General features: G+C 69.3%; 12 protein-coding genes and 1 tRNA gene. 4 read left to right on the top strand and 9 right to left on the bottom strand.

Translation table 11 applies throughout. The annotated features are described in order from the left end of the window. Positions 1–110 precede the first annotated feature (110 nt). Positions 111–2,081: a Stk1 family PASTA domain-containing Ser/Thr kinase gene (gene pknB / locus AC5WS8_RS08275; protein ID WP_496102636.1), complete on the top strand. Its 1,971-nt coding sequence runs from the start codon at positions 111–113 to the stop codon at positions 2,079–2,081. Between the two features lie 89 nt (positions 2,082–2,170). On the opposite strand, the gene AC5WS8_RS08270 is transcribed toward pknB, so the two are convergent. Genes AC5WS8_RS08270 through AC5WS8_RS08245 form a run of 6 tightly spaced genes read right to left on the bottom strand, consistent with a single transcriptional unit; the run spans position 2,171 to position 6,513 of the window. Then, entirely contained in the window at positions 2,171–2,911 is a 741-nt protein-coding gene (locus AC5WS8_RS08270) for a class E sortase (RefSeq protein ID WP_496102635.1), read from the bottom strand. A gap of 50 nt (positions 2,912–2,961) precedes the next feature. Continuing rightward, complete coding sequence (locus AC5WS8_RS08265) at positions 2,962–4,146, bottom strand: class E sortase (protein ID WP_496102634.1); 1,185 nt, start codon at positions 4,144–4,146, stop codon at positions 2,962–2,964. Beyond that, positions 4,143–4,781 (bottom strand): aminodeoxychorismate/anthranilate synthase component II, encoded by a 639-nt coding sequence (locus AC5WS8_RS08260; RefSeq protein ID WP_496102633.1) that lies wholly within the window; start codon positions 4,779–4,781, stop codon positions 4,143–4,145. The genes AC5WS8_RS08265 and AC5WS8_RS08260 overlap by 4 nt, the downstream gene beginning before the upstream one ends. After that, positions 4,778–4,939, bottom strand: coding sequence for a hypothetical protein (locus AC5WS8_RS08255; RefSeq protein ID WP_496102632.1), 162 nt, complete (start codon positions 4,937–4,939; stop codon positions 4,778–4,780). Before AC5WS8_RS08255 ends, AC5WS8_RS08260 begins: the two co-directional genes overlap by 4 nt. Before the next feature lie 52 nt (positions 4,940–4,991). Further along, positions 4,992–5,678, bottom strand: a complete 687-nt coding sequence (locus tag AC5WS8_RS08250; RefSeq protein ID WP_496102631.1) for a class E sortase — start codon at positions 5,676–5,678, stop codon at positions 4,992–4,994. Between the two features lie 31 nt (positions 5,679–5,709). Continuing rightward, positions 5,710–6,513 (bottom strand): DUF881 domain-containing protein, encoded by an 804-nt coding sequence (locus AC5WS8_RS08245; RefSeq protein WP_496102630.1) that lies wholly within the window; start codon positions 6,511–6,513, stop codon positions 5,710–5,712. Positions 6,514–6,653: 140 nt separating this feature from the next. Here AC5WS8_RS08245 and crgA point away from each other — a divergent pair, with 140 nt between their 5' ends. Further along, entirely contained in the window at positions 6,654–6,908 is a 255-nt protein-coding gene (gene crgA / locus AC5WS8_RS08240; protein WP_496102629.1) for a cell division protein CrgA, read from the top strand. A gap of 303 nt (positions 6,909–7,211) precedes the next feature. On the opposite strand, the gene AC5WS8_RS08235 is transcribed toward crgA, so the two are convergent. Next, the gene (locus tag AC5WS8_RS08235) at positions 7,212–8,126 is read right to left on the bottom strand and encodes a rhomboid family intramembrane serine protease (protein WP_496102628.1); all 915 of its coding nucleotides are present in this window, start codon (positions 8,124–8,126) and stop codon (positions 7,212–7,214) included. A 94-nt stretch (positions 8,127–8,220) separates the two neighbouring features. After that, a complete protein-coding gene (locus AC5WS8_RS08230; RefSeq protein ID WP_496102627.1) occupies positions 8,221–8,754 on the bottom strand; it encodes a peptidylprolyl isomerase in 534 nt (177 codons plus the stop codon). 450 nt (positions 8,755–9,204) lie between these two features. On the opposite strand from AC5WS8_RS08230, the gene AC5WS8_RS08225 reads away from it, so the two are divergent. Beyond that, positions 9,205–9,915 (top strand): DUF5324 family protein, encoded by a 711-nt coding sequence (locus AC5WS8_RS08225; RefSeq protein ID WP_496102626.1) that lies wholly within the window; start codon positions 9,205–9,207, stop codon positions 9,913–9,915. A gap of 430 nt (positions 9,916–10,345) precedes the next feature. Here the strand turns inward: AC5WS8_RS08225 and AC5WS8_RS08220 are convergent. Continuing rightward, positions 10,346–10,418 (bottom strand) — tRNA-Ala (locus AC5WS8_RS08220). Between the two features lie 179 nt (positions 10,419–10,597). Between AC5WS8_RS08220 and AC5WS8_RS08215 the strand changes: the two genes are divergently transcribed. Next, entirely contained in the window at positions 10,598–11,146 is a 549-nt protein-coding gene (locus AC5WS8_RS08215) for a helix-turn-helix domain-containing protein (RefSeq protein WP_496102625.1), read from the top strand. The last annotated feature ends 32 nt before the right edge of the window (positions 11,147–11,178 follow it).

Genomic DNA, 11,178 nt, shown 5'->3' with positions numbered 1-11,178 from the left:
GGATGTGGCCAGGTCACGCAGAGCGAGCCGGGTACCGTATGCCCGGACAGCACACCGCCGGACCACACGCGGGTGTGGTCGGGACCGACGGAGAGGGCTGGTAGGAAGCTATGGAAGAGCCGCGTCGCCTCGGCGGCCGGTACGAGCTGGGCCAGGTGCTCGGCCGTGGTGGCATGGCCGAGGTCTACCTCGCGCACGACACCCGCCTCGGCCGCACCGTGGCGGTGAAGACGCTGCGCGCCGACCTGGCGCGCGATCCTTCCTTCCAGGCCCGGTTCCGCCGGGAGGCCCAGTCGGCCGCCTCGCTCAACCATCCCGCGATCGTCGCGGTCTACGACACGGGCGAGGACTACATCGACGGGGTCTCGATCCCGTACATCGTCATGGAGTACGTCGACGGCTCCACACTCCGTGAGCTTCTTCACAGCGGCCGCAAGCTGCTGCCGGAGCGCGCCATGGAGATGACCATCGGCATCCTCCAGGGCCTGGAGTACGCGCACCGCAACGGCATCGTCCACCGCGACATCAAGCCCGCGAACGTCATGCTGACGCGCAACGGGCAGGTCAAGGTGATGGACTTCGGCATCGCCCGCGCCATGGGCGACGCCGGCATGACGATGACGCAGACCGCGGCGGTCATCGGCACCGCCCAGTACCTCTCGCCGGAGCAGGCGAAGGGTGAGCAGGTCGACTCGCGTTCGGACCTGTACTCGACGGGTTGCCTCCTCTACGAGCTGCTGACCGTCCGCCCGCCCTTCGTGGGCGACTCCCCGGTCGCGGTGGCCTACCAGCACGTCCGCGAAGAGCCCCAGCCGCCGAGCGTCTTCGACCCGGAGATCACGCCCGAGATGGACGCGATCGTGCTGAAGGCGCTGGTCAAGGACCCGGACTACCGCTACCAGAGCGCCGACGAGATGCGCGCCGACATCGAGGCGTGCCTCGACGGCCAGCCGGTCGCGGCGACGGCCGCGCTGGGCTCGGTCGGCTACGGCGGCTACCCCGACGACCAGCCGACGACGGCCCTGCGCTCCGACCCGGGCGCCGGCGCGACGACGATGATGCCGCCGATGAACCCGGACGACGGGGGCTACGGCTACGACGACCGCCCGGACCGCCGCCGCCAGCCCAAGAAGTCCAACACCTCCACGATCCTGCTGGTCGTCGCGGGCGTCCTGGTCCTGGTCGGCGCGATCCTCATCGGCAAGTGGATCTTCAGCAACCACGGCATCGGCAACGACACCGTGCCGACGCCGAACTTCGTCGGCCAGTCCCAGAAGGACGCGCAGACACTCGCGAACAACTCGGACCTCAAGCTGTCCATCTCCAGAAAGCCCTGCGACACCCAGCAGAAGGGCAACGTCTGCACCCAGAACCCCACGGCGAACACCGAGGTCAAGAAGGGCAGCATCATCGACCTGGTGGTGTCCACGGGTGCCCCGAAGGTGGCGGTGCCGGACGTGAGCGGGCTGCAGTTCGACGATGCGAAGTCACAGCTCGAGGGCAAGGGTTTCGTCGTCGACCAGAAGACGGAGGAGTCCGACCGGACTCCGGGCGTCGTCATCCGCCAGAACCCTGCCGGCGGCACGGAGAAGGAGAAGGGCTCGACCATAACCCTCACGGTCGCCGCGGCCCCGCAGAAGGTGGCCGTGCCGGACGTGAGCAACCAGAGCTGTGACGCCGCCAAGCAGCAGATGCAGGCCAGCGGTCTGACGGGCAACTGCACCGAAGTCCCCACCAACGACCCGAACCAGGACGGCAAGGTCATACAGACCGTGCCCGCCATCGGCCAGCAGGTCACGAAGGGTTCCACGGTCCAGATCCAGATAGGCAAGGCCCAGAACACCCAGGTCCCGGTCCCGAACATCCAGAACCAGAAGCTGAAGGACGCCCGGAAGATGCTCGAGCAGGCGGGCCTTCAGGTCGGCAACATCAACGGCTCCTCGGACGACAACGCCATCGTCGTGGGCTCCAACCCGGGTCAGGGCCAGCAGGTCAACAAGGGCACCTCGGTCGACCTGTTCACCGCCGGCGGCAACGGCGGCAACAACGGCGGCTTCTTCGGCGGACTGACCGGCGGCTGAGGCCGACCGGCTGCCACCGGCCCGCACCACGACTGAGCCCCGGCCCCCCTCGCGGAGGGCCGGGGCTCAGTCGTGCACCAGGAGAGGCCTCAGCCCAGTTCCTTCGGCGGCGTCCGCTCGCTGTCCACCTTGTCGACCCGCACCAGTTCACCCCACACGATGTACCGGTACTCCGACGTGTAGACGGGCGTGCACGTCGTCAGGGTGATGTAGTGGCCCGGCTTCTTCACGCCTGCCTCCTTCGGGATCGCCGTCAGCACCTTCACGTTGTACTTCGACGTCTCCGGGAGGATGGCGAAGACCTTGTAGACGTACCAGTTGTCCTTCGTCTCGAAGACGATCGGGTCGCCCTTCTTCAGCTTGTCGATGTTGTGGAACTTCGCCCCGTGCCCGTCCCGGTGCGCGGCCAGGGCGAAGTTGCCCGTCCTGCCCGTCATCGGCAGCGTCGCCTTGACCGGGTCCGTGTAGTAGCCGGCCACGCCGTCGTTGAGGACGTCCGTCGACGTGCCCTTCTCGACCAGCACCTCGCCGTTCTTCATCGCCGGCACGTGCAGGAAGCCGATGCCGTCCTTGGTGTCCAGGGCGCCCGGGCCACTGTCCTTCTCGGCCGCCCAGTGGTGGCGCACCGTGTCGCCCCGCTGGTCGGCCTTGCGGTCCGCTATCACGTTCGTCCACCACAGGGAGTAGACGACGAACAGGCCCAGCACCAGCCCCGCGGTGATGAGCAGTTCCCCGAAGACGCTGACGGCCAGCGCGAACCGGCCGCGCCCACGCCGCCGAGCCGACGGGGAGGCGGCGGTCCGCTCGTCCTGGTCGGTGGTCACTCCCACTGCATCTGCCCCGTCTGTTCCACGTGCCCGTGCGTCCACGTGCCCTGCGCCTACGAAATCAGAGCGTCCGGCTTGCCCTTGCTGCGCGGCCGTTCCTCCACCATCTTGCCCCACACGATCAGCCGGTACTTGCTGGTGAACTCCGGCGTGCACGTGGTCAGCGTGATGTAGCGGCCAGGTGCGGTGAAGCCCGAACCCCTCGGGATCGGGTCCAGGACACTCGTGTTCGCCGGGGACGTCACCGGCAGCATCGACGTCATCCTGTAGACGTAGTACGCGTCCTGTGTCTCCACCACGATCGCGTCACCCGGTTGGAGACGGTTGATGTACCGGAACGGCTCTCCGTGCGTGTTCCGGTGCCCCGCGAGCCCGAAGTTGCCCGTCTTGTCGCCGGGCATCGCCGTCTTCAGGGTGCCCTCGCCGTAGTGCCCGACCATCCCCTTGTCGAGCACCTGCGTCTTGCTGGTGCCCTCCGCGATCGGCGCCACCACGTCCAGCTTCGGGATGTGCAGGATGGCGAAGCCCTGCCCCGGCGCGAACACCCCCGGCTCCCGCTTGCCGCTCGCCCAGTCCTGCTGGAGGTGCTGCGCGGCGCTGCCCGCCTCCTGGTGCGCCCGCACGTTCGACCACCACAGCTGGTACGTCACGAAGAGCAGCATCACCACACCCGTGGTGATGAACAGCTCCCCCACCAGCCGGCTCACCACGACCGCCGCACCGGGCTTCTGAGCCCGCGCCGCCCTCCGGGCCTCCAGCCGGGAGCGCGGCGCCTCCGAAGCCCCTCCAGCGGGCTTCCCGGCCGTCGGCGGACCTCCAGGGCCTCCACCGTGCCGCCCGTGCCTCCGGGCCGCCTTGCGCCGCGCGGCACGGCCACCGGGCGCCGGTGCGGGCTCGGCGGCGCGCCCCGCGGCCCGCCGCGCCTTCGCCACGTCCAAGGTGCGCAGCGCGACGGTCTCGTCGTCCACCGGCAGGGGCCCCTCGTGCGCCGGAGCCGGGGCCGGCCGCGGTTCCTCGTACGACGGGAGCACCGCCGTCGCGTCGTATCCCTGCTGCGGCTCGTACCCCGGCTGCGGTGCCTGCGGCCCGTACCCCCCGGCCCCCTCCCACTGAGGGCCCGGCTCCTGCCCCTGCCACACGCCGAAGTCCCCGTACGGCTGCTGCTCGTACGAGGACCCTTGCTCCGCGGCGTCCCCGTAGGTGGCGCCGGTCTCGCGCTCGGGGCGCAGCGCGGTCACGCCGTGGCCCTGCCCACCACCGGGGCGAGCCCCGCCGACCTGGCCACGGCCTCCCGGTCACCGCACTGCACGAGCCAGTTGGCCAGCATCCGGTGCCCGTGCTCGGTCAGCACCGACTCGGGATGGAACTGCACACCCTCCACCGGCAGCTCCCGGTGCCTGAGCCCCATGATGATCCCGTCGTGCGTGCGCGCCGTGACCTCCAGCTCGGCCGGGACGGTCGCCGGTTCCGCGGCCAGGGAGTGGTAGCGGGTCGCCGTGAAGGGGGACGGCAGGCCCGCGAAGACGCCCTTGCCCTCGTGTTCCACCAGCGAGGTCTTGCCGTGCAGCAGCTCCGGCGCCCGGTCGACGACACCGCCGTACGCCACCTGCATCGACTGCATGCCCAGGCAGACCCCGAAGACCGGGACACCGGTGGCGGCACAGTGGCGGACCATGTCGACGCAGACGCCCGCCTCCTCGGGGGTGCCCGGTCCGGGGGACAGCAGGACGCCGTCGAAGCCGTCCTGGGCGTGCGCCGTCGACACCTCGTCGTTGCGCAGCACCTCGCACTCGGCGCCCAGTTGGTAGAGGTACTGCACCAGGTTGAAGACGAAGCTGTCGTAGTTGTCGACGACGAGGATGCGCGCGCTCACTGGTTGTCCACCGTCACATCGTTGAAGGGCAACAGCGGTTCGGCCCACGGGAAGACGTACTGGAACAGGACGTACACCACGGCCAGGACCAGCACGACGGAAATCAATGCCTTCATCCACGCGTTCCCCGGCAGATGCCGCCAGATCCAGCCGTACATGCCGTCCCTTCCCTCTCACCACGGCACCAGACTCACGCCGTACGGCACCAGACTACTGGCGCAGAGCCACCGGTTTCCCTGCCTCCACAGGCTGTGTGGAATCCAAATGCGCCCAGACGATCAGCCGATGACTGTGCCCCCACTCGGGATCGCACGTGGTCAGCGTCAGATAACGACCCGGACGCGTGTACCCGGACGTACGTGGCACAGGGTCGATCACTTCAACGTCGGAGGGCACCGTTTTGTAAGGGCCTTTGTCGATCCGATACGTGAACCACGTGGTGCCGTCGGTGAGGACCACCGCGTCGCCGGGCCGCAGCAGAGGGAAGTGCTCGAAGGGGTCGCCGTACGTGCGCCGGTGGCCGGCGACCGCGAAGTTGCCCACCTGGCCGAGCCGCGCGGTGCCCGCGTAGTGGCCCAGCCCCTTCTTCAGGGTGTCCACGGCAGTGTCCTCGAGCACGGGCTTGTTCCACGTGAAACCGAACCGCGGGATGTACATGACGGCGAACGGCCGGCCCGCGGCATACGGGCCCGGGCTCCCGGGACCCGCGGCGCTCGTCGGCGCGGCGGTCGCGTGCACCCTCTCCTTCGCCCACTGCTTCTGCAACCGGCCGATCTGCTCGTCCATGGCGCCGTCCGCCTTCACCCCGGTCCAGAACAGCACGTAGACCACGAACAGCACGATGAGCGCACCCACGGTGACGCACAGTTCGCTGACGGTCCTGACGATCACGCGCACCGGCACGGAACCCCCCAGCGGCAGCGGGCCCCTACTCCACGGGCTTGGCGTAGTGGAGGTCCACTGTGCCCGAGTAGCCCGGAAGAGTCACCGTCCCGTCCTCGGTGACTTTCCAGCCGAGGCCGTAGACGTTGACGTACACCATGTAGTTCTGGATCGCGGGCGAGTCCGCGAGCGCCTTCTGCAGCTTGTCCGGGTTCCCGACCGCGGTGATCTTGTAGGGGGGCGAGTAGACCCGGCCCTGGAGGATCAGGGTGTTGCCGACGCAGCGCACCGCGCTGGTGGAGATCAGCCGCTGGTCCATGACCCTGATGCCCTGGGCACCGCCCTGCCACAGCGCGTTCACCACGGCCTGGAGGTCCTGCTGGTGGATCACCAGGTAGTCGGGCTGTGGCTCCGGGTATCCGGGAAGCTTGGCGGTGGCGTTCGGCGGGGCGTCGTTGAGCGTGACCGTGACGGCCCGGCCGGTGAGCTTCTGCGTGCCCGCGTTCTTCTCCAGGGCCGCCAGCCGGTCCTGCTCGGCCCTGCTCGTGGTGCCGCCGGTGCGCTTGGCCAGGCCCTCCACGGCGGCACGCAGTGCCGCGTTGGAGTCGTCGAGCCGGGCGTTCTTGTGACTGCGCTCATGGATGAGGTCGGACAGCTTCAGCAGCGAGGAGTCCCTCCGGAGGTTGGTGCCCTTGGCCGTGTTGAAGCTCGTCATGAACAGCAGACCGGCGAGAGCGAAGACGCCCACGGTGAGGACCCGCACGGGCCGCAAGCGGCGCGTACGGACGGACGGGGGCCCCGCATCCGGGGAACCGGAACCCGTCCGGGGGGAGTCGGCCGTATCGCTCACGTACCCTTATCTCCTTCGGCGCCGCGGAAGCACTACGCTAACGGACGCCCGGGGGAGAGCTCATGTCCCCTTGTACGCCGCCCCCGAGCCAGCCCCAGTTCCCTGCGCGGCGACGCAGCGCATCGACAGGAGAGACCCTCGTGCCGAAGTCACGTATCCGCAAGAAGGCCGACTACTCACCACCGCCGACCAAGCAGGCCCAGGTCGTCAAGCTGGAGAACCGCGGCTGGGTCGCGCCGGTCATGCTGGCCATGTTCCTCATCGGGCTGGCCTGGATCGTCGTCTTCTATGTGACCGACGGGTCACTGCCGATCCACGCGCTGCGCAACTGGAACATCGTGGTGGGCTTCGGGTTCATCGCCGCCGGGTTCGGCGTCTCCACCCAGTGGAAGTAGGCGCCCCACCCGTCCGCGGCCCAGCTCTGCCCACAGCTGCACCCCGAGTTATCCACAGTTCTGTCCACAACCCCTGCGGCCAGTGGAAAAAGAACGACGATCTGTGGATAACCCGTCGGACGTTGACGCCGGTATGACGGAATCACCGGCCTCCGCAAACATGTTCGCCCCCTGTCTCACCTGGGAAAACTCCGGTCGGTGACAGGGGGCACATACGTTCCCGGCGGCATGCACAAGATCCTGCGGCGAGCTGTGGACAACTCTGGGTACAACCCCGGGCTACGGCCTGTGCACATCCGCCACTCAGGTGAGCTGGGCCGTTCTCACCAGTGTCATGACGACCACCGCGGCCAGTACCAGCGCGCACACCCCGTACTGCACGAGGGCCCGCCGCTCACGCGGGGCGTGGACCATGGCGTAGCCGACCACGACTCCGCCGACGAGTCCCCCGATGTGGGCCTGCCATGCGATGTTGAATCCCGGGCTGAAGGTGAAGATCAGGTTGATCACCAGCAGCGCGATGACGGGCCGCATGTCGTAGCGCAGCCGGCGCATGAGCACGGCGGTGGCACCGAAGAGGCCGAAGATGGCGCCGGAGGCACCGAGCGAGGGCTGGTTGGGGGCGGCGAGCAGATAGGTGAGGGCGCTTCCGGCGAGCCCGGAGACGAAGTAGAGCGCGAGGTAGCGGGCGCGGCCGAGGGCCGCCTCCAGCGGGCCGCCGATCCACCACAGGCTGAGCATGTTGAACAGGATGTGGATGTAGCTGCCGTGCAGGAACATCGCGGTCAGCAGTCGGTACCACTGGCCCTGCGCGATTCCCTGGGCGGAGCCGAGGAGCGGGACGTAGGCCTGGCCGAGGAGATCGAACCGCTCGGTGAAGCGGTCGCCGACGGAGAGCTGGACGAGGAAGAGGGCGAGGTTGAGCCCGATCAGCACCTTGGTGAGCAGGCGCGGGTCGGCGGTGACCGCCCCGCCCGCGAGCGTGCGCGGCCGGGAGGCGGCCGGGGCGTGGCCCGTGCCGGAACCGGTGCGGACGCACTCGGGGCACTGGAAGCCCACCGAGGCGTTGACCATGCACTCCGGGCAGATGGGGCGCTCGCAGCGGGTGCAGCGGATGCCGGTCTCGCGGTCCGGGTGCCGGTAGCAGACCGGTAGCTGCCCGGCCTCGGGCGGCCCCTGGTTCTGCGGGCCCTGTGGGCTGCCTGGCGCCTGGTCCATGGGTCCCTCACTTCTCCGTACGACGGGGTGCCCCGCCCCTCCTTGTACGGATGGGCGGGGCGCTTTTGTTCCCTCGTGCGGGGTGCCCTGTGGGTCAGCCCTCGCGCGTCCCGACGACGACCGACTCGATGACGACGTCGTTGACCGGGCGGTCGGTGCGCGGGTTGGTCTGGGTGGCGGCGATGGAGTCCACGACCTTCTGGCTGGCCGCGTCGGTGACCTCGCCGAAGATCGTGTGCTTGCGGTTCAGCCAGGCCGTCGGGGCGACCGTGATGAAGAACTGCGAACCGTTGGTGCCCGGGCCCGCGTTGGCCATGGCCAGCAGGTAGGGCTTGTCGAAGCGGAGGTCCGGGTGGAACTCGTCCTCGAACTGGTAGCCGGGACCGCCGGTGCCGTTGCCCAGCGGGTCACCGCCCTGGATCATGAAGCCGCTGATCACCCGGTGGAAGACCGTGCCGTCGTAGAGCTTCCTGGCGGACTTCTCGCCGGTGGCGGGGTGGGTCCACTCACGCTCGCCCTCGGCGAGTTCGACGAAGTTCTTGACCGTCTTGGGGGCGTGGTCCGGGAAGAGCCGGACCTGGATGTCGCCGTGGTTGGTCTTCAGGGTGGCGTAGAGCTGCTCAGCCACGATCTGCCTTCCGTTGTCCTTTGTGACTCCCCGATCCTCGCACGCTACGCCCTCCGCGTCGTCCGACGGCCACATCCGGGCGGCCATGCGCCGGTGATGTCCGTGATGCGGCTGCGGCGGAGGTCGGGACAGCGGGTGGCGCGGGGTGCCGTGGCGGCTGCGGGCGTGTGGAAAACCGGCCGACTCGTCCCGTCTCCAGGGCGCGGCGGGACGATCCGTGGCATTGTCGGGGACAAGCCCCTGTTACTCCGTATTCATCCGCTCTTGCACGTGATCGGCCGATGCGCGTGATCGTCTCTCGTCGTCCGCCCGGGTGCGGACCGCGGCGGCCCGCTTGGGACCGCATGACCCGGATGCCCTTCCTCGCATGCCCGGGTGCTGTTCGACAGGCATGATCCGTAAAAGGCTGGAAAGTCGAATTACCGTACGCCACCGAGGAGGAGGAACCCCGTGACCCGCATCGACAGCGTGCGCGCCGCGACCGGTTCGGCGAAGGACAGCGTGCTGCATGCCGCGGAAGTGGTGGCGCCCTACGCCGACACGGCCAAGGACAAGGCAGCGCACTACGCACATGAGGCGCGTGTCCGTCTCGCGCCCAAGGTGTCGCAGGCCGCCGAGCAGGCCCGCGTCCAGTACGACGCCCATCTCGCCCCGCGCCTGGAACAGGCCCGCGCGCATGTGCCGCCGGCCGTGGACCAGGCGGCGGTCCGCACACGCAAGGCGGCCCGTCAGGCGGCCGACTACTCCCGTCCGAAGATCGAGCAGGCGGTCGCCGCGGCCGGTCCGGTACGGGAGGAGGCGGCGGCCCGTGGGACGGCCGCGCTGGCCGCGCTGCGCGGTCAGATCTCAGCGCGGCAGATCGAGAAGCTGGTGCGCCGGCAGCGGCGGCGGGCCAGGGCCGGCCGTCTGATGAAGGGACTGGCCCTGCTGGGCGTCGCGGCAGGTGGTGCCTTTGCCGCCTGGAAGTGGTGGGACAAGCAGGCGAACCCCGACTGGCTGGTCGAGCCGCCTGCGGCGACCGAGGTCCCGCAGAGCGAGCGGCTGTCGTCGGTGGACGGCAGTGGTCCGAGCGCGCTGGACCCGGAGGTCGAGGCGAAGCAGGCGGAGGAGGAGGCGAAGCAGGCGGAGGAGGACTCCACGGACGGCGACGACCGCCGCTGAGTCCGCCCGTCGGCTGGGCTGCCCATCGCGCGCCGTGGGGCAGGGGAAGGTGAGGGTTCCCCTGCCCCACGGCGCTGTTTCACGTGGAACGAGGGCGGGCGTGCGGGGGGGAGGCCGGGCGTTCACCCCTCGCCTCCGTGATGACGTTTGCAACGCCTCTCGTGTGCAAGTTCCATGGAGACTTCGCTCACCGAGCGTGCGTGCGCGGTTGCACAGACCGGGTCCACCAGGCCGTACATGGACCGCTCGTCCGCCCCGGCGCAGGGACCGAGCCCGCCGGGCCCTCGCGGGGAGAGCTCGAGGAGCCCGGCCTGCACCGGACGTTCCCGCTGCGGATTGCAACGACTGCAAATCCCGCGTGTGACCGGAGTCACGGCGCACGCAAAAACCGGTCGATCGCCGCGGAGCGGCGTCCGACCGGTTTCGAGGGTGGAGCCTAGGGGAGTCGAACCCCTGACATCTGCCATGCAAAGACAGCGCTCTACCAACTGAGCTAAGGCCCCGAGGAGAGGCGTCCGGCCGGTGGAACACCAACCGGCGGGCGCTGCGGACCAGAGTACCGGGTCCTGGCCGGTATCTCACAAAAAGATGGGGGTCCCCGTGGACGACCACTCTCCGTAAGATGCTCGTCGTGGTTCGCTACAGCGAACCGCGGTTTTTGGGGAAGCGATGGGGAGACGCAATGGACGCCGCACAGCAGGAAGCCACCGCAAGAGCGCGGGAGCTGCAGCGGAACTGGTACGGGGAGCCGTTGGGGGCGCTCTTCCGTAAGCTCATCGAGGATCTCGGCCTCAACCAGGCCCGTCTCGCGGGGGTTCTCGGACTGTCCGCTCCGATGCTGTCGCAGCTGATGAGCGGTCAGCGGGCCAAGATCGGCAATCCGGCGGTGGTCCAGCGGGTGCAGCTGCTCCAGGAGTTGTCGGCGCAGGTGGCGGACGGCAGTGTCAGCGCGGCCGAGGCGACCGAGCGCATGGAGGAGATCAAGAAGTCCCAGGGGGGCTCGGTGCTGAGCAACACCGCGCAGACGACGACCAGTTCGGGGGCGCCCACGGTGAAGCGTGTGGTCCGCGAGATCCAGTCGCTGCTGCGCTCGGTAGCGGCGGCCGGGGACATCATCGAGGCGGCGGACACCCTCGCCCCGAGCCACCCGGAACTGGCAGAGTTCCTCCGGGTGTACGGCGCCGGCCGCACCTCCGACGCGGTCGCCCACTACCAGTCCCACCAGAACTGAGCCGACGCCTTTGCCGCCGGGGACTCCCGCGC

Source organism: Streptomyces sp. PTL18, assembly GCF_059510295.1.
This window is presented reverse-complemented; position numbering and strand designations above follow the sequence as displayed.

Coding starts and splice junctions, on each gene's coding strand:
- AC5WS8_RS08235 (WP_496102628.1), bottom strand. CDS start 8,126: ATGGACCAGGCGCCAGGCAGCCCACAGGGCCCGCAGAACCAGGGGCCG.
- AC5WS8_RS08255 (WP_496102632.1), bottom strand. CDS start 4,939: ATGTACGGCTGGATCTGGCGGCATCTGCCGGGGAACGCGTGGATGAAG.
- pknB (WP_496102636.1), top strand. CDS start 111: ATGGAAGAGCCGCGTCGCCTCGGCGGCCGGTACGAGCTGGGCCAGGTG.
- AC5WS8_RS08215 (WP_496102625.1), top strand. CDS start 10,598: ATGGACGCCGCACAGCAGGAAGCCACCGCAAGAGCGCGGGAGCTGCAG.